General features: G+C 62.3%; 19 protein-coding genes and 1 pseudogene. 11 read left to right on the forward strand and 9 right to left on the reverse strand.

From position 1 onward, the window contains the following. Positions 1-271: 271 nt before the first annotated feature. Positions 272-859, reverse strand: a complete 588-nt coding sequence (locus OKW43_RS03855) for a BPSL1445 family SYLF domain-containing lipoprotein (RefSeq protein WP_429445379.1) — start codon at positions 857-859, stop codon at positions 272-274. 316 nt (positions 860-1,175) lie between these two features. Continuing rightward, on the reverse strand, positions 1,176-1,856 hold the full coding sequence (locus OKW43_RS03860; protein WP_187633395.1) for a hypothetical protein: 681 nt from the start codon (positions 1,854-1,856) through the stop codon (positions 1,176-1,178). A 233-nt stretch (positions 1,857-2,089) separates the two neighbouring features. Here OKW43_RS03860 and ppk2 point away from each other — a divergent pair, with 233 nt between their 5' ends. Next, positions 2,090-2,905, forward strand: coding sequence for a polyphosphate kinase 2 (ppk2, locus tag OKW43_RS03865; protein WP_187633396.1), 816 nt, complete (start codon positions 2,090-2,092; stop codon positions 2,903-2,905). Between the two features lie 130 nt (positions 2,906-3,035). On the opposite strand, the gene OKW43_RS03870 is transcribed toward ppk2, so the two are convergent. Next, positions 3,036-3,197 (reverse strand): hypothetical protein, encoded by a 162-nt coding sequence (locus OKW43_RS03870; RefSeq protein ID WP_187633397.1) that lies wholly within the window; start codon positions 3,195-3,197, stop codon positions 3,036-3,038. Between the two features lie 476 nt (positions 3,198-3,673). Here OKW43_RS03870 and OKW43_RS03875 point away from each other — a divergent pair. The 3 genes and pseudogenes from OKW43_RS03875 to OKW43_RS03885 form a co-directional block, all read left to right on the forward strand. After that, positions 3,674-3,847: pseudogene (locus OKW43_RS03875) on the forward strand (3-(3-hydroxy-phenyl)propionate transporter MhpT); the annotation flags it as partial. Positions 3,848-3,901: 54 nt separating this feature from the next. Further along, positions 3,902-5,044, forward strand: coding sequence for a porin (locus tag OKW43_RS03880; RefSeq protein ID WP_429445382.1), 1,143 nt, complete (start codon positions 3,902-3,904; stop codon positions 5,042-5,044). A gap of 11 nt (positions 5,045-5,055) precedes the next feature. Beyond that, on the forward strand, positions 5,056-6,783 hold the full coding sequence (locus OKW43_RS03885; RefSeq protein WP_429445384.1) for a tannase/feruloyl esterase family alpha/beta hydrolase: 1,728 nt from the start codon (positions 5,056-5,058) through the stop codon (positions 6,781-6,783). Positions 6,784-6,919: 136 nt separating this feature from the next. Here OKW43_RS03885 and OKW43_RS03890 read toward each other — a convergent pair whose 3' ends face one another. From OKW43_RS03890 to OKW43_RS03900, 3 genes are all read right to left on the reverse strand, one after another. Next, positions 6,920-8,803, reverse strand: a complete 1,884-nt coding sequence (locus tag OKW43_RS03890) for a feruloyl-CoA synthase (protein ID WP_429445386.1) — start codon at positions 8,801-8,803, stop codon at positions 6,920-6,922. Positions 8,804-8,910: 107 nt separating this feature from the next. Continuing rightward, entirely contained in the window at positions 8,911-10,362 is a 1,452-nt protein-coding gene (locus OKW43_RS03895) for an aldehyde dehydrogenase (protein WP_429445388.1), read from the reverse strand. Positions 10,363-10,400: 38 nt separating this feature from the next. Beyond that, a complete protein-coding gene (locus tag OKW43_RS03900) occupies positions 10,401-11,228 on the reverse strand; it encodes a p-hydroxycinnamoyl CoA hydratase/lyase (protein WP_187633401.1) in 828 nt (275 codons plus the stop codon). A gap of 169 nt (positions 11,229-11,397) precedes the next feature. On the opposite strand from OKW43_RS03900, the gene OKW43_RS03905 reads away from it, so the two are divergent. Beyond that, a complete protein-coding gene (locus tag OKW43_RS03905; RefSeq protein ID WP_429445390.1) occupies positions 11,398-12,282 on the forward strand; it encodes an amidohydrolase family protein in 885 nt (294 codons plus the stop codon). Positions 12,283-12,352: 70 nt separating this feature from the next. Here OKW43_RS03905 and mhpT read toward each other — a convergent pair whose 3' ends face one another. Continuing rightward, a complete protein-coding gene (gene mhpT / locus OKW43_RS03910) occupies positions 12,353-13,582 on the reverse strand; it encodes a 3-(3-hydroxy-phenyl)propionate transporter MhpT (protein WP_429445392.1) in 1,230 nt (409 codons plus the stop codon). Between the two features lie 339 nt (positions 13,583-13,921). On the opposite strand from mhpT, the gene OKW43_RS03915 reads away from it, so the two are divergent. From OKW43_RS03915 to OKW43_RS03930, 4 genes are all read left to right on the forward strand, one after another. Next, a complete protein-coding gene (locus OKW43_RS03915; protein WP_429445394.1) occupies positions 13,922-14,296 on the forward strand; it encodes a MarR family winged helix-turn-helix transcriptional regulator in 375 nt (124 codons plus the stop codon). Positions 14,297-14,501: 205 nt separating this feature from the next. Then, entirely contained in the window at positions 14,502-15,080 is a 579-nt protein-coding gene (locus tag OKW43_RS03920) for a DJ-1/PfpI family protein (RefSeq protein ID WP_429445396.1), read from the forward strand. Positions 15,081-15,090: 10 nt separating this feature from the next. Next, positions 15,091-15,222 carry a hypothetical protein gene (locus OKW43_RS03925; RefSeq protein WP_429445398.1) on the forward strand — a complete coding sequence of 44 codons (132 nt, stop codon included), beginning with the start codon at positions 15,091-15,093 and terminating at the stop codon, positions 15,220-15,222. A 13-nt stretch (positions 15,223-15,235) separates the two neighbouring features. Next, on the forward strand, positions 15,236-15,574 hold the full coding sequence (locus OKW43_RS03930) for a ribbon-helix-helix domain-containing protein (protein WP_187633406.1): 339 nt from the start codon (positions 15,236-15,238) through the stop codon (positions 15,572-15,574). A gap of 14 nt (positions 15,575-15,588) precedes the next feature. Here the strand turns inward: OKW43_RS03930 and OKW43_RS03935 are convergent, their stop codons facing one another. Both OKW43_RS03935 and OKW43_RS03940 read right to left on the reverse strand, forming a co-directional pair. After that, entirely contained in the window at positions 15,589-16,827 is a 1,239-nt protein-coding gene (locus tag OKW43_RS03935) for an MFS transporter (protein ID WP_187633407.1), read from the reverse strand. A 192-nt stretch (positions 16,828-17,019) separates the two neighbouring features. Beyond that, positions 17,020-17,904 (reverse strand): hypothetical protein, encoded by an 885-nt coding sequence (locus OKW43_RS03940; RefSeq protein ID WP_187633408.1) that lies wholly within the window; start codon positions 17,902-17,904, stop codon positions 17,020-17,022. A 707-nt stretch (positions 17,905-18,611) separates the two neighbouring features. On the opposite strand from OKW43_RS03940, the gene ptsP reads away from it, so the two are divergent. Both ptsP and ptsG read left to right on the forward strand, forming a co-directional pair. After that, positions 18,612-21,158, forward strand: a complete 2,547-nt coding sequence (gene ptsP / locus OKW43_RS03945; RefSeq protein WP_429445401.1) for a phosphoenolpyruvate--protein phosphotransferase — start codon at positions 18,612-18,614, stop codon at positions 21,156-21,158. Positions 21,159-21,180: 22 nt separating this feature from the next. Continuing rightward, positions 21,181-22,989 (forward strand): PTS glucose transporter subunit IIBC, encoded by a 1,809-nt coding sequence (ptsG, locus tag OKW43_RS03950; RefSeq protein ID WP_187633410.1) that lies wholly within the window; start codon positions 21,181-21,183, stop codon positions 22,987-22,989. The last annotated feature ends 102 nt before the right edge of the window (positions 22,990-23,091 follow it).

A 23,091-nucleotide genomic window follows, 5' to 3' on the forward strand; every position in this document is an offset into this window, starting at 1 on the left:
TAGAACTCGCAGCGGTTCGTGAGGACAGTCAATGGGAAGGATGATACGAGGCCACGCGTGGTGAATCCGCCAGGAAATATCCGCTGCGCGTCGCCTTGCGCGTGCAAAGCGTGTCGCGCGGCATCGCTGTAACGAAGCCGCGATAACACGCGATGGAAGAATTCGCGCCCAGTACGAATGCGTGGAAAGCCATCAAGAGCAACGACGCGCCGCGTCGTGCCGCCGCACGACAGCACGATGACGAACGAATGCCGCCGCTTGCCCCGGTTCGCTACAGGTTCATCCGCGTAACCTTGGTGCCTGCCAGCGACACGTCGGCCATCAAGCCCGCGTTGGTCAAGACAATCGCGATGACCTCGGCGGTTGCCGATGAGGTATCGATCGCACCGTTAGCCCCGACTTTCAGCAGCGAAACCGAAACATCGCCGCCGACCGACCAGCCCGCCGAATTGCGGAATTTCGTGAGCGAATCCTGCGTCATGAACAGGAAGAACACGGCGGTCGATTGCGCGCCGGCCTGCAATCCGAACGAAGCCGCAGCGGTACTGAAATAGCCGACCGTCGCTCCCCCGACGTGCAATGCGCCTTCACCGTACTCGCCGCCGACGATGAATGCCGCCTTCTTCACCGAAGGAAACACCAGCACGCCCTGCGCCTTCGATAGGAGCTCGTGCGAGCCTTGCACCGTATCGAACAGTTTCGACATCGCACCGTTCACGGCCGCGTCGATCTGCTGCCGTTTGGCGGCATCGGTCGCGGCACTCTCGCCGCCCCCGCCGGTCGTCGTGCAACCCGCCAAAGCCAGACTCGCAGCCATGGTTGAAAGCGCGAGCGTGTGCACAAAGTTCCGTCTGTTCACTATCGACCTCCGTTCTGGTTACGATGCGATTCGCCAGTCCTGATGTCTGGAAGCCTCGATCTTTTTTCTCTGCCGTGAAGCGGCATGGCCGCCCAAGGAACCGTCAACGCCCTCGCCGCGCGTCGATCTTCCAGGCGCACGTCGCGAGCATCGGAAGCGTCGCCTCTTCGATAACCGGAGCGACGACTGCAACGCTTGCAGATACATGATGTCACGCTGCAACGGATGCGGAATCGGACCTTAGTCTTACAGGCTAGTGGGACGTCGATATGCGAAACGCGAAGTCAGCGATGGGACCCGGGCCCGCCGGTATCGATCATCCGCCGAGCGCAATGATCGCCACGGTGAGCAGGACGCCGAGGGCCGCCATCGCCAGGCCGGCTTGCCAGCCGTGAAATCCCGCGTAACGGCCCAGCGCCATGCCGCTGCCGAATAACATCGCAATGGTCAATCCACGGGACACGATCAGCGCAGTCGGGACGTTCGCCAACAGCAGGAAGGGCAACGCGACCGGGAATGTCGCACAGACCACGAGCAGAAAGATGCCCATCGCGCCGATGAAGTCGTCGCGCACAAACACGGCGCGCTGCGGCAGATCGGGCCGCGCGGCAACACGCCCGCGGATGGACTCGAGCTCCGTATCGCCGATCAACGGTTTGAGCCATTCCGCCATCGCGTCGCGAAGCGTCTGAACGCCCGCGGCCGGATCCGGCTCGCTTCGCACGGCGTGCGCAAGCGTCACACGCCTGCCGCGCGCCACCAGCGTACGCACGAGGTACATCACCGCGTCCGCGAGGCCCCAAGCGAGATTGCAGCCGAGCGCGGTGTAGAACATCTTGTGCCCCGCGTTGGCACCCGCGCCCACGGCCGATACGGTGCCGACGAACGTCAGCGCCATGAAGAGGCCGAAACACAGCTCACACACGCGATCGACGACATCGAGAACCGGCTTCCTATCGCCGACGTTTTCCTGCTCCGTCAGACCGGTGGCATCCATGAGGCCTCCCGTGGCGATGGCGTCGATCGAACCCGCGCGCTTCGCTGGCATTCGGATGAGATGCGGCGACGACAGTCGGATCGGGCACGCGCGAGCAGACGCCCACAGCATACAGCGCGCTCTACGCCGACGATATTGGACCAAGGTCGTATGGCCCCGCTTCGCGCGGCGCACTACCTTAGGAATGGATCATTGCGTAATACCCTGGAACAGTCCGCGCTGGGGAGAAGAGTATGGCCAGAACAAAGTCGGAAAACGCGCAGCCCGTGGAAGACAGGACGCTGTCTTACAAGGACTATCGCAAGGCGCTGTTCGATCTGCATGTCGAACTCGTCAAGCTGCAGGAGTGGGTCGTGCAAACGGGAAGCAAAGTGTGCATCGTCTTCGAGGGACGCGACGGCGCCGGCAAAGGCGGCACGATCAAGGCGATGACCGAGCGCGTCAGTCCGCGCATCTTCCGCGTGGTCGCACTGCCTGCGCCGAGCGAACGCGAAAAAAGCCAGATGTATGTGCAGCGCTACTTGCCGCACTTGCCGGCCGCGGGCGAAGTCGTGATTTTCGACCGCAGCTGGTACAACCGTGCGGGCGTGGAGCGCGTGATGGGCTTCTGCTCCGAGGAAGAAGTGCAGAGCTTCTTCAAGGCCGTGCCGCTCGTCGAGCGGGCGATCGTCGAGTCAGGAATCATCCTGCTCAAATACTGGCTCGAGGTTAGCCCCGAGGAACAGACTCGCCGGCTAGAGGCACGCATCAACGACGGTCGCAAGGTCTGGAAACTGACCGAGATGGACCTGAAATCCTATAGCCGCTGGTATGACTACTCGCGTGCCCGCGATGCGATGCTCGCGGCGTCGGACACTGAATACGCTTCATGGTACATAGCGAATTCAAACGACAAGCGTCGCGCGCGACTGAACATCATCAGCGACATGCTTCAGCGAATTCCGTATAAGCAGCCGGCTCGCAAGAAGGTCACGCTTCCGAAACGGCAAAAGCCGGACGGGTATAAGGAACCAGACTATCCGTTTAAATATGTGGCCGAGAGGTATTGATCAGGGCGGTGTTCGAAGAGGCGTGTGCTCACGCGCCTAACGCAATTTGCCAAACAGAAGCAGGCTCACCGTGCGGATCAGTTCTTCGGCCAGGCCAAAGCGGCGCGATGTGATGTAAACGAGCCCTGGTTCAAACGTACGGCAGCGTCGCTTCGCAGCCGGCTTCAACGAGGCTTCGGCGATAAGAAAAGGCCGCGAGCGGATAGTCGAAGAAGAAGCGGCCCGTCTCCTGCTTTTGCACATAGAGTCCGCCCTGCATTGCGGCGTCGCAATTCGCAGCGTGCGCGTCCACGCGAACCTTTCGGCGGCAATTCTCTTTTCACGTGTTCTCTGCCATACGTCTGCAAGCATGCGGTCGCGCCATGCGCGAGCCCGGGCGACATCAACCACGCATGGTTGGCGCCCGCGAGCATTTCCTGCAGCGCGACTTCGAGAAGCTACGGCAGGCCCTGTCCGCCGTGCTCAGTGTCGAGCGACAAGGTCCATCACGAATCGCACCGCAGGACGCGAGACACCACCAACTAGGGTATTTACCCAATATTTCGTGCTTGCAACGTCAGGATACCTGACATCAGAATACAAGCCTGTCACAGCAAATAGGCGCGTCATTCAGAACGCGCTTTATTTTGCCCACTATATCAAGCTACCTGATATATCAGGCAATGATTCGCAGTGACTTTCGAAATCAAACAGACCTTTAGGCGACGGATATGAGATCGACCGGAACGGCACTATCGGGAGACGACGTGACGACGCAACGAAACACGGGGCGCGGCCGCGGCCGTTGGACGCCTCGGCTCCGTGGTGGGTCCGCTCGCCGCCGGACAACCGCTAACGATGGGACGCAGCGCCTCCACGGTGATCGGCGCCAGCATCCCCGTCACGCTCATCGCGGCAATCGCCGCGCTGATGCTGTTGCGCCGCCCCCGCGCGACAGACTGAACCCGCCGTAGTCTCAATTCGCAAAAAACACACAACAGGTCTGGAGATACCAACATGCAATTGAAGTCGACTCACGTCCTCATGTTCGGCGCGATGTGCGCGCTGAGCACTGGAGCCTTGGCGCAATCGAGCATAACGTTGTACGGCATCGTGGACACAGGCATCGAGTACGTTTCGCACGCCAACGCGAACGGCGACAGAGTCTTTCGGATGCCAGCCGTTACCGGAGAGTTTCCGTCACGCTGGGGGCTCCGCGGCAATGAAGATCTAGGCGGCGGCTACAGCGCCGTTTTCACACTTGAAAGCGGCTTCAACGTGCGTGACGGTAGTTCGGGACAAGGCGGCAGGCTGTTTGGACGCCAGGCCTTCGTGGGTATCAAGAGCCCTTATGGAACGCTCGCGTTCGGCCGCCAGTACACGATGACCTATCTCGCCGTTCTGGGCGCGGACATCATCGGTCCAGACATCTACGGCATGGGCTCGCTGGATGCCTATGTGCCCAATGCACGCGCCGACAACTCGGTCACCTACATTGGTTCGTACAAAGGCTTCACGCTTGGCGCGGGCTATTCATTTGGTCGGGATGCGGCGGGAACCGGCAACTCACCAGGACAAGGTACCTGTACGGGCTCGGTTCCGGGCCATACCACGGAATGCCGCGACTGGTCGGCAATGATCAAGTATGACTCGCAATATTTCGGTGCCGCGGCGTCGTATGAAGAGCAACGCGGCGGGTCGACTGCAGCCGCCAACTTCTTCGACGGTCTTGCGCCGACTCCACTGATCAACGCGGCGGACAAGGACGCGCGTACGCAACTGAGCGCCTATGCACAGTACGCGGGTGCGAAGATCGGCGCAGGTTGGTTGGGTCGCCGCGTGGTCACGCAATCGCCGACGGTGCCGAATATTCGCTCGGACCTGTTTTTCCTGGGCGCTTCGTACACGGTCACGCCTGCAGTCCTCGTCGACGCAGAGGTGTATCGCATCATCAATAGCGACCACGATACCCGCGCCACGATGGGGACGTTGCGCACCACGTATTTGTTGAGCAAACGTTCATCAGTCTATGCGCAGGCTGCGTATCTTGCGAACAGCACCAAGGCGCGTTATTCGGTCAGTGGCGGCGGTGGCGGCACCACGCCGGGCGCGGGCATGGGGCAAACGGGCGTGATGGTCGGCATTAAACACATGTTCTAACAGAGGTCAAAATGAAAAAAACCACAATTGCGATGTGCGTATCGGCGGCATCTGCGATGCTGGCAGCCTGCGGCGGCAGCTCCGATTCTATTTCCACCAGTGCTACGCAGTTGCCCCGGCTCTCCGCGGCGCAACCGGCAACGTTGTCAGGGAACTGCGCCGCGCTTGCAGCCAGACTGACGTTTGCCAACACGACTTTCACCTCCGTCGCCGACGTGCCGGCCGGAACGCTCAAGGTGGCGGGAAAATCCATCCCCGAACATTGCGTGATCCAGGGGAAAATGAATCAACGCACGAGCACGGTCGACGGCCAGGCTTATGCGATTGGTTTTGAAATGCGGCTGCCTATCGCATGGAATGGTCGCTTTTTTTATCAGGCGAATGGCGGCCTCGACGGCAACGTGACGCCGGCAACGGGAGTGCTCAGTGGCGGTGGCCCGCTGAACAACGCTCTAAACATGGGTCTCGCCGTGATCAGTTCGGATGCGGGCCATTCGGCGTCGCAAAACCCCTTGTTCGGTCTCGACCCCCAGGCGCGTCTCGACTACGGTTATAACGCCGTTGCTACCCTCACGCCAATGGCCAAGCAGGTAATCAAGCTGGCCTACGGCAAGGGGCCCGACCGCAGCTACTTCGAAGGATGCTCTAACGGTGGCCGTCATGCGATGGTGGCGGCCGCCAGGTCGTTCGCGGATTACGACGGGATCGTCGCGGGTGACCCGGGCTTTCATTTGCCAAAGGCAGCCATCGGGCAGATGTGGAGCGCACAGCAACTGGCTACCGTTGCTACCGCGAAAACCTCGGCGGGAATCGCCGATATCACTACCGGCTTGACGACTACTGAGCGGCAGCTCATCGCATCGAAGATCATTGCGAAGTGCGATTCGCTGGACGGTGTGGCGGACGGCATGGTGCAAGACATTAAAGCGTGCCAGGCGAACTTCAACCTGGCGACGGACGTGCCGACGTGTTCGAGCAATGGGCGCGATGGCACTTGCCTCACCCCGGCGCAAAAGCAAGCCGTCGGAAATGTTTTCTCCGGGGCGAAAAGTAGCAACGGCAGCGCGCTCTATGCGAGCTTTCCGTATGACGTCGGCGTCAACGGGTCCGGGTGGGCTCAGTGGAAGCAAAGCAACTCCATCAGCCTTGACCCGGGCGCGACAGCCTTCGTGTTCACTTCGCCGCCACAGAGCGCTTCGATTCTCAGCTCGATCGGGGCGTACGCGCTGAACTTCAACATGGACACCGACGCGCCGAAAATCTTTGCAGCAAGCGGTGCCTATTCCGAGTCTTCGTGGTCGTTTATGACGCCGCCAAACGAGACGGATTTGAGCGGCTTGAGGGGCCGGGGCGCGAAGTTGATCGTGTATCACGGAACGAGCGATCCGGTGTTTTCGTCGAACGATACGACCGACTGGTATCAGCGTTTGTCCACGGCCAGTGGTGGAGATGCGAGCAATTTTGCGCGCCTCTATACAGTGGCAGGGATGAATCACTGCAGCGGCGGCCCGACGGCGGATCAATTCGACATGCTGACGCCTATGGTCACATGGGTCGAACAAGGGCAAGCGCCGGATCGTGTCATCGCAACGGCACGTGACACTACCAACGCGATTCCGAATAGCGAAGTGCCGACTGACTGGGGTGTCGGACGCACACGTCCTCTCTGTGCCTACCCGAAGGTCGCCCGCTATACGGGCGCAGACGTGAACTCGGCGAGCAGTTTCACCTGCAGCTAAGCCACTGACTGTGTGAGAGGAATTGTCGCAATCGGCCCGTCCGACTGGATGACTCCTCTCGCACGTTAGGTGAAAAACTGCTCGCGCACTGGTGCCTTGGCAAGAAGTTCGATCACCAACGCAACTCGCGACAAACTCATCGCGTCGTCTCCTTGTTTGCATATATCACGTCTGGGTCTCCCTCATCATTCGTATGCAGCCTCTCAACTAATGCCGCACGATGCTGCAGAACCGCGCGCTGGTTGATCGAGCCTTTGTCGGTAATCTCGCCGCGATCGAGCGACGGTGGCAGCTCGAGCAGTTGCATGCGTGCGATGAAGCTGGCGCTCCCCGTCGCGCTCGCGTTCAAACGCAGAAGCAGGTCGGCGAAGAAGGCTCGCACGGGCAAAGCATTCAATACGTCGCGCACGCCGGCCGCATCTTCGAGGCACGCCAGCTTGCGGCACGCATCCACGCGCGGGAAGATCATCGCACCGACGTCATCACGATTGATGCCAGTAATTACGGCGTCCTGCACGTACGGCGCGCCTTTGCTGATGATGCGCGCGCGCATCGGCCCGACGCTCACGAAGGTCCCTGAACCGAGCTTGAAATCCTCGGCGATACGACCATCGAAGGCCAGTCCCACTTCTAGCCGCTGCGGATCCACAAAGCGCACCGCATCCCCAGTGCGATAGTAGCCTTCCTCGTCGAATACGTCGTGCGCCTGCTCTGGCGAAGCGCGCCAGTACCCCTTCATGACGTTTGGCCCGCGAAAACGCACCTCGAGCTTCCCGTCGACCGGCGCGACTTTCGCACGGCATCCCGGTGCGGGCAAGCCGATGTAGCCCGCGCCCGAAAATGGGCCGGTCGTGAAGAGGCACGAGGGTGCCGTCTCGGTCATACCCAAGCCCGCCATAATGCGGATGCGCTCACCGCAATACTTGAGCGTCACACACTCGAGCCGCTCCCATGCGGCTTTGGAAAGGCCCGCACCCGCAAAGAAATACATTTTGACTCGCGAGAAGAAGCGCTCGCGCAATGCAACGTCAGTTTCGAGAGCGACTGTCAGTTCTTCCCAGCCCTTTGGCACGTTGAAATAGATCGTGGGCGCAATCTCGCGCAGATTGCGCAATGTCTCATCGAACTTGCCCGCGACCGGCTTGCCATCGTCGATATACAGCGTGCCGCCGTTATAAAGCACGATGCCCACGTTATGGCTACCACCGAACGTATGGTTCCACGGTAGCCAGTCAACCAGCACGGGAGGGTCGATGCCGAACTCAGGGAAAGTCTCCAGCAGCATCTGCTGGTTTGCACAAAGCATCCGATGCGTGGTCGGTACGGCTTTGGGCAAACGGGTCGAGCCCGATGTGAAGAGGAACTTGGCGATGGTATCGCCGCTAACCGACGCATGTGCGCTATCCACGTTGGTCGGGACCGTATTCAACAAGGTCTGAAATGGTGTAACGCCTGGAGCCGCGCAGGGCGCGACGCTCACCCGTTCGACATCGGCGGCGAGTGCCGAATCTAGCGCAGACGTGTAGGCGCTGATGTCGTCGGCGAACACGAGGCCGGGCGTGAGCAGATCAAGCACGTGGCGTAGCTTGCCGTAGTCGCCCGACAGCAGTGAGTACGCTGGCGAGACAGGCGCGTATGGGACACCGGCCCACATCGCGCCCAACGCCATCTGCATGTGTTCGATGCCGTTGCCCGAAAGAATGACAAGCGGCCTCTCGGCGCTCAGTCCACGCTGCAGCAATGCCTCGCCGATCGCGCGAGCTTGCTCGAGCATCTGCGCGTAGCTCACGCCCTGCCACTCTCCGGCCGAATCGCGCCTCGCGACCAGCCACCGATCGGGATGCTGACGCGCACCGCTAGCAAGCCGGTCAGTGAAGCGCTCCGGGTAAGCGCCGAGTGCTTCCTGCGTGTCGATATACCAGCATTCGCCCCGTCGCTCGATACGCGGCGAGACAGAACCGATAGCGACGCGCCGGTATCCCGCTGCGCCGTCACTTGCGTGGCCCTGGTTTGATTCCAACACCTGTCTCCTTGTTTGCGCCGCCTGTTCGCGCCTGCGTAGGGCGGGCTTCATTTCATCGGTACGCGGCCCAGCATGACCGCTACGTGCGCCTTACACCGCGATATTTAGATCGGGTAATGCCGTGGACCTGTCTGCACCGTGATCCAGCGCAACTCGGTGAACTCGGGAATCGACGCCTTGCTGCCGAAGCGTCCGTACCCGCTCGCTTTCACGCCACCGAACGGCATCTGTGCTTCGTCGTGCACGGTCGGGCCGTTGATGTGGCAGATGCCCGACTCGATGCGCTTCGCGACGTTCATCGCGCGTGCGACATCGCGGCTGAACACGGCGGCCGACAAACCGTACTCGCTATCGTTGGCGACCGCCAGCGCCTCTTCGTCACCGTCCACGCGCTGCACTGTCACCACGGGGCCGAACGATTCGTCGGCGTAAAGCTTCATTTCGCGCGTGACGTTCTCGACGATAGCGGGCTGCATGATCGCGCCGTTCACCTTGCAACCGAGCGGCAGCTTCGCACCCTTTTCGCGGGCGTCTTCGACGAGCGCGCGAATGCGGCGCGCCGCCGCCTCGCTTTCCAGCGTGCCGAGAATCGAGCCCGGCTGGGTCGGATCGCCTGCCTTCAGCATGCGCGCTTTCGCCACGAGCTTCTCGACGAACGCATCGGCAACCTTTCGATCGACGATCACGCGTTCCGTCGACATGCAGATCTGCCCTTGATTGAAGAACGCGCCGAACGCAACGCCTTCCACGGCAGCGTCGAGGTCCGCGTCGTCGAGCACGAGTACCGGCGCCTTGCCGCCCAGTTCGAGCAGCGCCGGTTTCAGATGACGCGCCGAAAGCTCGGCGACGATGCGCCCGACACGCGTCGAGCCGGTGAAATTCACGCGCTTCACGGCAGGATTCGCGATCAGACGCTCGACGATCGCGGGCGCGTCTTCCGGCGCATGCGTGAGCACGTTGACGACGCCTTCGCCAAGACCCGCGTCGTTCAGCGCCTCGCCGATCAGCACATGCACGCCAGGACAACCTTCCGACGCCTTCAGCACGACCGTGTTGCCGCACGCGAGCGGCATCGCCAGCGCCCGCGTGGCGAGAATCACGGGCGCGTTCCACGGCGCGATGCCGAGCACCACGCCGCACGGCTGGCGCACGGCCATCGCGAGGCTGCCCGGCACGTCGGATGGAATCACCGCGCCGTCGATCTGCGTCGTCATCGCGGCAGCTTCGCGCAGCATGTTGGCCGCGAGCATCACATTAAAGCCGTACCAGTTCGCCATCGCGCCCGTTTCCGCCGCGCCGATCGCGATGAACTCGGCCGTGCGCGCGTCCATGCGGTCGGCGGCTGCGAGCAGGCGTTTGCGGCGTTCCGTCGGCGTGAGCGCCGCCCATGCCGGGAACGCGCTCGCCGCGACAGCGACGGCCGCATCGGCATCCTCGACGGTGGCCGCCGCGGCGCGGGTGGCAACCGCGCCCGTCGCGGGGTTGATGCGCTCGAAAGTCTTTCCGTTCGACGCGGCACGTTTCGCGCCGCCAATCAACAGGTTCGTTTGATGCATTCTTCATCTCCTCGGTGCGTGCCGCTGAAGTGCGCCGCTTAGCGCTTGTAGGCCTGCAGGCCCGGCTTGATGGTCTTGTCGTCGAGGAACTGCTTCAAGCCTTGCTCGCGGCCGCCTTCCCGATCGCGATAGTTCGCCTGGTCGAGTTTCGCGTACAGGTAGTCTTCGTTCTGCTCCCACGTGAGTTCGCGCGAACGCTTGAAGCCATGCTTGGCGTTGCGCAGCACGACCGGGTTCTTGTTCAGCAGTTTCGCCGCGAGAGCGATCGTTTCGTCGCGCAGTTGCGCGAGCGGCACGCTTTTGTTCACGAGACCCATCTTCGCGGCTTGCGGACCGGTGAAGGTGTCGCCCGTCATGACGTAATACAGCGCTTCGCGATGACCGACGGTGTCGGCCATCGCCTTGCTCACGAGGTTGCCCGGCGGAATGCCCCAGTTGATTTCGGACAGCCCGAACACGGCTTCATCCGCGGCGATCGCGAGATCGCACGCGACGAGCGGAGAAAAGCCGCCGCCGAAGCACCAGCCATTGACCATCGCGATGGTCGGCTTCGAATACATGCGCAGCAATTGCCATTGCCAGCGGCTCGCGTCGCGGCGAATCCGCTCCTGCAGTACGTCCGGACCCGCATCCACTTCGCGGAAATACTCCTTCAGGTCCATGCCGGCCGTCCACGCGCTGCCTTCACCGGTCAGCACGAGAACCTGGGCTTCGGCGTCGAGTTCGAGCGTTTCGAGAACGTCGATCATTTCCTTGTTCAGCGTCGGGCTCATCGCGTTGCGCTTGTCCGGACGATTGAACGCGACCCAGGCGATTCCGCCTTCCACCGTGACCTTGACCGTTTTCCAGCGTCCTTCGTAACTCATCTGCATCTCCATATCAATACCGCCCTCGCGGCTCGACTACAATTTAATATCAGGCACCCTGATACGTAAAGTACAATATAGATGTCTTGGTACAAACCCCTAACCGCATGGCCGATCCGTTCAATCGCCGCATCGCGCTGTCAGCTTTGATTACAGATAGGAGACACCATTGAACATCGATCAACTCAAGGCCATCGACACCCACGTGCACGCCGAGGTGTCGTGCTGCCAACCGCCCGATCTGTTTGCAAAAGAATTCGATGAAGCCGCCGACAAATACTTCGGCACCGTGCTCAAACAAGGGCGCCGCCCGACCATTCCGGAAACGATCCAGCACTATCGTGAGCGCAATATCGGCTTCGTGATGTTTACCGTCGACTGCGAAGCGAACATCGGGCGCCGTCGCATTTCGAACGAAGAGGTCGCGCAGTTCGCGCGAAATAACCCGGACATCATGATCGCGTTCGCCAGCATCGATCCGCACAAAGGCAAGTTCGGCGCGCGCGAAGCGCGGCGGCTCATCGACGAGCACGGCGTGCGCGGTTTCAAGTTTCACCCCACGATGCAAGGCTTTTTCGCCAACGATCGCCTCGCATACCCGCTATACGAAGTGATTGCCGAGTACGGGCTGCCGGCGGTTTTTCACAGTGGACACTCGGGCATGGGCTCGGGCATGCGCGGCGGCGGCGGCTTGCGCCTGAAGTATTCGGAGCCGATCTACCTCGACGATGTCGCCGCCGACTTTCCCGACATGAAGATCGTGATCGCGCATCCATCCTGGCCGTGGCAGGAGCAGGCGTTGTCGATCGCGCTGCACAAGCCGAACGTGTATATCGACCTGTCGGGCTGGTCACCGAAGTACTTTTCGCCCGAGCTGGTCAAGTATGCGAACACGCTGTTGCGCAACAAGGTGCTGTTCGCGTCCGACTTCCCGCTGATCCGCCCGGACCGCTGGCTCGAAGACTTCGACACGCTCGACATCAAGCCCGAGGTGAAGCCGCTCGTTCTGAAAGAGAACGCTGTCAGGTTGCTTGGCTTGCGGGCCGAGGCATGACGCAAGCGCGTCACGCATCAACGATGGCCCGGCGCCAGAACGCCGGGCCAACCGGTCCATCAACAGCTACTTATCGTTTCGCGGCGTTCGAGCGGATCACGAGCAATGCGGTAATCGCCGCGATGATCGTCACCGGCACGCTCGCGCCGATAACGAGGGCGGAACTCTTTCCCATCGAAAGCAATTGCCCGGCGGCAACGGGGCCAACAATGGAACCGACGCGCCCCACCGCCACCGCGGCGCCGACACCCGTACCGCGTACGCTGGTCGGATAACTGGCGGCGGACAACGCATACAGCATCGACTGCGCCCCGACGACGCCCATGCCAGCAAACAGCACGGCAACCGATAGCGTCTCGATGCTAGCGACCTGAGATAGCGCAACCAATGCACCGACGATGCACGCATAGATTGCCGTGACAGACAGCCCTTGCCTGAACCGGTCCATCAGCAGACCGATGCCCAGCACGCCGATCACACTGCCGACGTTGAAAAAGATCTGCGCGATTCCGGCCTGCGAACGGCTCATGCCGCGCCCCACGGTCAACGAAGGCAACCAGTTCAGCAGGAAGTAAAGAACGATCAGCGTGCAGAAGAAACTGATCCAGATACCGATCGTCGCCGCGGCGCGACCCTCGCCGAACAGGACTTCGCGCGTCGAAAGGAGCGCCTTGTCCAACGTAGCCGATTCCCGCGACCCGGTGGCGAATTCGCGGGACTCGGGCAGCAGCATCATCAGCAGCGGAATGACGATCAGTGGTCCGGCGCCGCCCACGTAGAAGATATGACGCCACGCGGCGGCGCCCGCGCTCAGCACGGCGATCAACGCGGCCAGCGCGCCGCCGAGCGGCATACCGCAATACATGACGCTGACCGCTGTATTGCGGTGACGCGGATCGACCGCCTCGGAAGACAACGCGATCAGGTTCGGCATCGCGCCGCCGAGCCCGATGCCCGTCAGCACTCGCGCAATGAGCAGACTTTCGAAGCTCCAGACTTGCGCGGTCGCAATCGAGAAGATGCCGAATATCGCCATCGAGATCATCAGAACGCGCTTGCGGCCGATCCTGTCGGCAAGTCTGCCGCCGATCATGGCGCCCGGCAGAAGCCCGAACATGCCGGCGCTGAAAGCGAGCCCCAACTGGCTGACCGACAAGCCGAACTCGTGTGCCATGCGAGGCGCCGCAACGCCAGTGGACTGCAGGTCGACACCCTCCAGTACCGCGACGAGAAAGCACAGTGCCAACGTTAATGCGGTACTCGAGCCTGCGGCACTCGACCGGTTCGCAATGCTTGACATGACGTCTCCTTCACCATTTTGATTGAATCGCCAGCGGCGGCCTGCGCTTCGTTCTTCGACGAAGCGGTCCCGGGAAGGAGAAGATTTCTGACAGTGGTGATCTTGCGTCACTTATCAGAGTCCTTCCCAAAGCGTCCCTCGGAATCCACGATGAGTCTAGTCTCAGGGTTCCTGATATTGAAAGTAGAATATGATATGCCTGGTAGAAACACCTAAGGCAACCTGATAATGATCAAGACAATGGAGAAGCGGCGAACGCCCCCTGCCAAACAGGCCGGTTCAACGAGAACCGGTGCGCCACCTGCCCGCGTTTCGTATCTGGTCGGCCAGTTGGACCGATTGCTCAAACGTAGTCTTATCGATGTGCTCGGCGAATTCGGGCTGACCTTGCCTCAATTCACTGCGCTGTCCGTGATCAGCGCCAGCGGCGCGATGACTAACGCGAAGCTTGCCGAACGCTCGTTCATCACACCGCAGTCGGCCAACGAGGTAGTCAAGACAATGGAAGCAAACGGTTGGGTCGGACGCGTTGGGCACCCTACCCACGGTCGACTGATTCATCTGTTTCTGACCGACGAGGGGCGTCGGGTACTGCGGGAATGCGATTCGGCAATCGACGCGCTCGAGGCGTCCATGCTGGACGGATTGACGGAAATCCCGGTCGATACGCTGCGCAAGGTGCTGCAGCGATGTGTGTCGAATCTGCGCGCTTGACAGACCTTCCCAATGGCAGAAGAGTCGCGCTCGAATAGAACGTGACGCTTGTTTGCTCAGTGAAATCCCTGGTCGGCATTTAGCCGCGTATTACCTGTCCCACTGCGTCGATCGCTATATTGCTTCATGACGGCCGCCGCCTTGCGCACACCGCGACAGCGCGGCCGCCTCGCCATTTCCCCACCCGATTCGACAGGAAACGAACATGTCAAAGCGCATTCTTATCATCGCCGGCGATTTCGTCGAAGACTATGAGCTGATGGTGCCGTTTCAGGCGCTCGCGGCAGTCGGACATACGGCGCACGTCGTCGCGCCCGACAAGCGCGCGGGCGACGCGATTCGCACCGCGATCCACGACTTCGAAGGCGATCAGACCTATACGGAGAAACGCGGCCATAACTTCACGTTGAACGCCGATTTCGCTTCGGTGAATCCCGCGGCCTACGACGCGCTGCTCGTGCCCGGCGGCCGCGCCCCTGAATATCTGCGGCTCAACGACAAGGTGATCGACTGGGTGCGCCAATTCGCCGAAGCGAAGAAGCCGATTGCCGCCGTCTGCCACGGCGCGCAATTGCTGGCCGCGGCGGGTGTGATCGAAGGCCGGCGCATCTCGGCGTATCCGGCCTGCGCGCCCGAAGTCAAGCTCGCGGGCGCGCAATACGTGGCGCTCGACTGGCCTGACGCCATCACCGACGAGAACTTCGTCACCGCGCCCGCGTGGACATCGCACGTGAACTGGCTCGCGCAGTTCCTCGCGCTGCTCGGCACGCGCATCGAGCATTGACGAGCGATGGATGCCTGCCGGTACACGGCAGGCATCCATCGCCGGCGAGGACGTGCCCGCGACCAACCGTGTTACGCTCGATCACGACAGCATCGGCGCCCGCACGGCGCGCTTCGCGTCCCGCGACGTCACCATTTGCTAGAAGGGCAGACCGTATGTGCAACGTCTATGTCAACGCTGATCCGATCCTCTACGAGTCGCGTACGCGCGCTCTGCGCATTCATGGCGTCGTGACTACGGTGAGGCTCGAAAATCTGTTCTGGGACGTGCTTCGGGAAATCGCCAACCGCGAGAGCATGACGACGACCCAGTTCGTCGTGAAGCTCCACGACGAACTGGTCGCCTCGCGCGGCGAAGAGCCGTTGAATTTCGCGTCGTTTTTGCGCGTTTGCTGTTTGCGCTATCTGTCGACGAGCGCCGCGCGCGACGAGGCCGCCGGCGACGTGCCGCGCAACGCCCCGTTTCAACCCAGAGTCGTGAAGACGGCTGTTTGACGGATTGCGTTGCGTCAGTCAGCCGACGCGTCGCAGGCGCAATCAACAGAAGATGCCGTGGCGGGTCGTTCCAACACAGCAAGCCGTTGCAGTGTCACGAGGCCCAGTAGCGCGAGTCCGAGTCCCAGCGTGAAATCAGCGTGAACTCCCGCACGGTCGACGATGGTGCCCCCCACTGCCGAGCCCACGGCGATCGCCACCTGGATGATGCTGACGAACATGGCCGACCCCGCTTCGGGCAAGTCTGTCGTGCCGCGTTGAATCCACACGCTAAAGCAAAGCGGAAGCGCTCCGAACGCGACTCCCCAAAGCAGCATCCCCACCGTCTCGCCGATCGGCGAATGTTCAAGCAGCAACATCGAAGACATCGCACCCAATAGCAGCAGAACCATCGCGGCAACGGATTTCTTCAGATGGTCCGAAATCGTCACCGACGTCAACGCATTGGAGAAGAACCCAATCAGACCGAATCCGAACAGCAACAGCGTGATGGCACTCAACGAGAAGTCGTGCTCGAGCAACGGAGCAATGTACGTGTAGGTCGAGAAATGCGCGCCGAAGACGAGCGCGACCATCACCATGCTCAACCTCGTGTGAGGCCGGCCAAGCAAGGTTTTGAAATCGGCGATCCGTAACGCCGATGCCGACGGCAACGAAGGCACGAGGAACGCCTGCGCCAGTAACGCGAGCGACACGAGCCCCGCAGTGGCGGCGAACGCCATACGCCACGATGCAAACGACGCGATGAACGTGCCGAGCGGCACGCCGATCACGGTTGCGCAGGTCACGCCGGTCAGAATGGTCGCGGTCGCTTTGGCAGCGTCCTTTGCCTGCACGAGTCGCGGAGCGGCGGCCGTCGCCAGAGTCCAGAAGCCCCCTAACGCGCCACCGAGCAACGCCCGTCCTACCAGCATGACCGCCAGGCTCGGTGCGATTGCGCACACCACGTTCGCGATCAGCAGTACCGCGGTGAGCAGCAGAAAAACGTAGCGCCGGTCCATGCGGCCCGCGCCGACTATCAGCGTCGGCGCCAGGATGGCCGCCATCACGCCCGGCGTGGTGACCATCAGACCGGCGACACCGGTCGACACGCCAAGGTCCTGTGCGATTTGCGGCAACAGCCCGACAGGCAAAAACTCGGCCGTGACGAATGCGAATGCGCTCACCGCTACAGCGATGACGGATAGCCACTGGGCGGCCGATGTTGAATTTTCTTGCAGGGATGCTGGAGTCGTAGGTGTATCGATGTGCATGATGCCCCAGATGTCAGGTTGAAGTCTGACACTTTAGGCGGGGTCTCACGTCGGAAAAAGAGTCGTCCGCTGAAAAGACTAGCTAACGTGGCTGAACAATGCGCGTTGTTCACGGCCGCGTCGTATCGCAGCGTTGGCGCGGCATGCGTGCCGCGCCATGAGCCTGGAGCGAAGCGCCAATGCGCGCGTGCATCATTCGAGGCGCTGCACCGCGAACACGAGCCCGTGCTCCTCGTTGACGATGTGCCGTCGATAGCGATCGGGAAGCAACGCGCTGACGGCTTGCCACACGGGCAGCGCAAGATGCCCGATGTCTTCCACCACGACCCAGCCGCCTCGCCTGACCTTTTTCAGCCCGAAGATCAGCGTCTGGATGTTGGCATTCGGAGAATGCAGACCGTCGTCGATGATCACGTCGCATTCGCCGTCCACCGATCGCGCGAGCTGCTCGAAAGTGACGGGCTCGGTCTGGTCGACGAAGAACGTCTCGATGCGCTCCTCCTGGAAGAGGACCCGGCGGTCGATGTCCGCGCCATAGATCCGCGCGAAAGGCAGAAAGTCCCTGAACGCCCTGAGCGATCCGCCAGGCTTGCCCGCGACCATATACGAAACGGTGTCGGAATGTTGGGTCCCGATGCCGATTTCGATCACCGAGCGCATGGCTTCGCGATTCGCAAGGATCGCGCCGTACAGGTGGTGGTAGCTGTGGTGGTTCGACTTGTCGCTGCCTTGAGCGTCGAAGTGCTGCTTGAGCGCATTCGCGGCCTGCCGTTGTTCGTCGGTGGCCGGAAAGTCGGCGATTTCCGTGACGGGCGTCTTTGGCTTTCCGACGGAGGCCGCCAGCTCGCTCAACAGGGGAATCGTCTCGTTGATCGCCTGGACCGTGAGCTTCGACCGGGCCTTGTAGCTGCCTTCGCTGTACGGAATGAATTGCGGGAAGGTGCGCAGCACGTTCAGCACGCTGAAGTTGCTGAGCCTGCGCTGGGCGGCGCGCGCGTAATGATCGACGAGCGCGAAAGGCGCACTGTGGGAATTGCTGCGGAAGCGGGACTCGGTGCTGGCGACGGTATCACGCATAGTCGACCTCCTTCAGTCGGGTAATCGTGTCGTGCATGGAGTAGCAAGCCGTATGAGAATTCACGCAAGGCTCGACCATGAACTACTTCGTCGCCCGGCGCAAGCCCTTGCATGTTCCGGGCCAACATGACAGCGGCATTGCGACGACCGCGTGAAGTACAGGCAGCTTTCGCTAAGCGAGTAAAACACAGCTGCAGAGAAAGAGTCACTGGCAAGTTAGTAAAGACCATGTCGGTCTCGAGTCGACAAATCGGAAAATTCAGGCGCTTGCGTGCGAAATCGTCTCGTCTTGCAATCTGCGCTCAGTAACATATGCTCCTTGTCAGAGCGCTTCTCAGGTCCTTTTTCCGGGACCACGGTGCAAACGGTCGTCCACAGGCGCGAGGCGGTCCTACAAAGCAAAACAGCGCCGTCGCAGCGCGCCTGACGTCTGTCCGTTCGCCCCGGGGTCGATGCTGTGTGGGCGGCACCATCTTGAGAGCCGAGATATCACGCGCAACGAAACCCGTTTTGCGCATACCGGTGACGAGCGCGACCTTGTTTGGCTTTCCTGAGTTTCTGTCACCGACGCTTTTGTGACGTGCGCCGCTCACAGGTGGGTCAGCGGCGTAAGCGGCAATGGCGCCGACCGTACGTGTGAATGTCGCGCTCATGCGGCTCGAATCGAGCCAGTTCAGGCGAGCGTCAATGTACAAGGAGTGTTGTCGATGAAAGCTCCTCACCGTCCTCTGCGCGTCGAGTTGATTGCGCCGCTCTCGGGCGTACTGATTCCTCTCGACAGCGTGCCCGATCCGGTCTTCGCCCAGAAGATGGTCGGCGATGGCGTGTCGATCGATCCGACTTCGGATGAACTGCTATCGCCGCTCGCGGGCAAGGTCACGCAACTCCATAGCTCCGGCCATGCGATAACGATCACGGGCGACAACGGTCTGCAAGTGCTGCTGCACATCGGACTCGACACCGTGTTGCTGCGCGGCGAGGGGTTCATGCCGCTGGTCAAGGAAGCCGACGCCGTCGTCGTGGGCACGCCGCTGATCCGCTTCGACCCGATCGTCGTCGGCGCAAAAGCAACCAGCCTGCTCACGCAGATGGTGATCGCCAACGGCGATCTCGTCACGCGCTACGTTCCCGCGAACGGGCTCGTCGTTGCCGGCACCGACGTCGCGCTGTACGTCGAACTGGTCGGCAGCATCGAGGGCAAGGATACGGCCAGCGTCACCGGCACGATCCTCTCGGATGAGATCACGCTGCCGAATCCGGCGGGCCTGCATGCACGACCCGCCGCTGTCGTCGCGGTCGAAGCGAAGAAATACAAGTCGGAGATTCGGCTGCTGCGGGGCGACGCCAGTGCAAATGCGAAGTCCGTCGTCGCGATCATGGGGCTCGCCACGCAGTTCGGCGACAAGCTGCGCGTCGAGGCCCGCGGTCCCGACGCGGCAGAGGCGGCCGGCATCGTCGCGCGTCTGCTTGCCGAGGGATCGGGCGAAAAGCCCGGTGATGCGCCCGCACCCGCGGCGGCTGCGCCAACCGCACCGGCTGCGCCGGCGCCAGCGCAAAGCCAGGCGGCTGCCGCCGACACCGACGAATTCATAGGCGTATCCGCTTCGCCAGGGCTTTCGGTCGGCAGGATCGTGCAGTTCCGCCAGCAGGTCATCGAGGTCAAGGAAGCGGGTGAGTCGCCGCAACGCGAACGGGCGCAACTCGAAGCGGCCCAACATCAGGCGCGCCAGCAGATCGAATCGCTGAAGGCGACGCTCACCGATCCGTCGAAAGCGCAGATTCTCGACGCGCATCTCGAGCTGCTGGACGATCCGGACCTGATCGACGCCGCGATCGGTCACATCAGCGCAGGAAAGAGCGCGGGATTCGCGTGGCGCGACGCATTCCAGAAGCAGGCAAGCACGCTCGACAAGCTCGACAACCCGCTGCTGCGCGAACGCGCCGGCGACATACGCGACGTCGGCCGCCGTGTGCTCGCGCTACTCGCCGGCGTGAAGCAGGCGCAGATCGACGTGCCGGACGAGTCGATCCTGATTGCCGAGGAACTCTCACCGTCCGATACCACGTCGCTCGATCGCAGCAAGGTGCTCGGCTTTTGCACGACGACCGGCGGCGCGACGAGCCACGTCGCGATCCTCGCGCGCTCGCTTGGCATTCCAGCGATTTGCGGTATCGACGCGCGCGCGCTGCAACTCGCCGACGGTACGCCCGTCGTGCTCGACGGTTCGCGCGGCAGCTTGCGGCGCAACCCGAGCGCCGACGAACTCGAGAAGGCGCGCGAACGCATCAGGCGCCAGGCCATCAAACGCGAAGACGACAAGCTCGCGGCAAGCAAGCTCGCGATCACGGCCGACGGCCATCGCGTCGAAGTCGTCGCGAACATCCGCAATGCGCAGGAAGCGCGCGACGCGGTAGCGGCCGGCGCCGAAGGCGTGGGTCTGTTGCGCTCCGAGTTCCTGTTCGACGCACGAGACACCGCGCCTACCGAGGACGAACAGGCCGCCGAATATTGCGCGGTCGCGCAAGCGCTTGGCCGCGAGCGTCCGCTGGTGGTCCGCACGCTCGACGTCGGCGGCGACAAACCGCTGTCGTATCTGCCCCTGCCGAAGGAAGACAACCCGTTTCTTGGCCTGCGGGGTGTGCGCGTGAGTCTGGAGCGTCCCGACATCTTCCGCACGCAACTGCGCGCGATCCTGCGCGCGGCGCCGCTTGGTTTTCTGCACGTGATGTTCCCGATGATCGCCACCATCGACGAAGTGCGGGCGGCGCGCAAGATCCTGCTCGACGAAGCCGGCGATCGCGCGGCGAGCGTGAAGGTGGGCGTGATGATCGAAGTCCCGGCCGCCGCGCTGATCGCCGAGCCGCTCGCACGCGAAGTCGATTTCTTCTCGATCGGCACGAATGACCTCACGCAATACACGCTCGCAATGGACCGTGGCCATCCGCAGCTTGCGAAGCAGGCCGACGCGCTGCATCCGGCGGTGTTGCGTCTGATCGGCATGACGGTCGACGGTGCGCATAAGCACGGCAAATGGGTCGGCATTTGTGGCGGCATCGCGTCCGATGCGATGGCGGTGCCGGTGCTCGTGGGCCTCGGCATCGACGAGCTTTCGGTGAGCATCCCCGCGGTCGGTTCGATCAAGGCCCAGCTTGCACGGGTGACGACCGACGAAGCAAAGAAACTCGCCGCCGAGGTGCTGCGTCTGGGCACCGCCGCCGAAGTCCGCGCGCATCTGTCGCGCTTTGCCGAATGAGCGGATCAACAGGAGATCAGCCATGTTCTCGCATGCCTTCGGAGTCTTGCAGAAAATCGGCAAGTCGCTGATGCTGCCCGTCGCCGTGCTTCCCGTGGCGGGTCTGCTGCTCGGCCTCGGCGCGACCGACTTTCACGGTTACGTGCCGGCCGTCGTGCTCGCGCTGATGAAGAACGCGGGCGACGTGATCTTCGGCAACCTGCCGCTGATCTTCGCGATCGGCGTCGCGCTCGGCTTCACCGAGAACGATGGCGTCGCCGGCATCGCCGCTACGATCGGGTATCTGGTGATGACGGCGACGTTGGGTGTGATAGCCAGGCTACAGGGCATCGAAGCCGACACGATCATGGGCATTCCGTCGATCCAGACCGGTGTGTTCGGCGGCATCCTCGCCGGTGGTCTCGCCGCCTGGATGTTCAACCGCTACTACCGGATCACGTTGCCGCCTTATCTCGGCTTCTTCGCCGGCAAGCGCTTCGTGCCCATCGTGACCGCAATCGGTGCCATCGTGCTCGGCGCGATCATGTCTTTCGTGTGGCCGCCGATCGGTAGCGCGATCAAGGCGTTCTCGCACTGGGCAGCGGTTTCGGACCCGCGCACCGCCGCCACGGTCTACGGTTTCGTCGAACGCCTGCTGATTCCTTTCGGCCTGCATCACATCTGGAACGTGCCGTTCTTCTTCGAAATGGGCAGCTACCTCGACCCGACGACCGGCAAGACGGTTCACGGCGACATCACCCGTTATTTCGCGGGCGACCGGACCGCGGGCATTCTGGCAGGCGCATTCCTGTTCAAGATGTTCGGCCTGCCGGCCGCGGCGATCGCGATCTGGCATTGCGCGAAGCCGGAGAAGAAGGTGGCGGTCGGTGGCATGATGGTTTCGGCCGCGCTGACTTCTTTCCTCACCGGCATCACCGAGCCGATCGAGTTCGCGTTCCTGTTCGTCGCGCCGGTGCTTTACCTGATTCACGCCTGCCTCGCGGCGTCGGCGCAGTTCGTGGCCAACACCTTGGGCATGCGCATGGGCTTCACGTTCTCGCAAGGCGGCATCGACTTTGTGATGTTCAACCTGATCGGCGGGAAGGCCACGCACGCGTGGTACGTGTTCATTCTCGGTCCGATCTACGCGGTGATCTACTACGGGGCGTTCCGCTTCGTGATCACGCGCTTCAACCTGAAGACGCCGGGCCGCGAGGACGACACGGTCGAAACCGCGCCGCTCGCCGCGAGCGGGGCGGGCGGGCGTTCGCGCGAACTGGTGCTGGCGTTCGGCGGGCGCTCGAATATCACCAGTCTCGACGCGTGCATCACGCGGCTGCGTATTTCCGTGAAAGACCCCGCGGGCGTCGACGAAGCAAAGCTGAAAGCACTCGGCGCCGCGGGTGTGGTGCGCGTGGGCAACGGCGTGCAGGCAATCTTCGGACCGTTGTCGGAAAACATGAAAACCGACCTGCAGGAATATCTGAAGACAGCGGGCACCGAAGCGGATCTGCCGCTGGCCGGCGGGCCGGGCATGGAAGGCGTGGCAGCGGCGGCGACTGCCGCGGCTGCGGCTGCGGCTGCGGCAACTGTCGCGGCCGCAGCGCAAAGCTCGCCGCAACAGACGGAGCGCGCGGAACAGATTCGTGCGGCGCTGGGCGGCGCGGCCAACATCAGGAAGCTCGACGCGTTGGCCGCCACACGGTTGCGTGTCGAGTTATCGGACCCGTCGCGGATCGACGCGGCCGCACTGAAAGCGGCCGGCGTGCTCGCGACGCAAGCGTTGAAGAACGGCGCGCTCGATCTGATCGTGGGTCTCGGCTCGGGCAACCTGGCAGGCGCAATGCGATAAGCGCAAGCAGGTATCGTCAGCGAATGCCGCGCGCTGCACCGCCTCGCGGGTACATCGACTCGACGCGCCCGCATCGCGCGATCGGCGCGGGCGGCCTGGCGG

This window comes from Paraburkholderia sp. WC7.3g, from assembly GCF_050436345.1.
Lineage (GTDB): Bacteria > Pseudomonadota > Gammaproteobacteria > Burkholderiales > Burkholderiaceae > Paraburkholderia > Paraburkholderia podalyriae.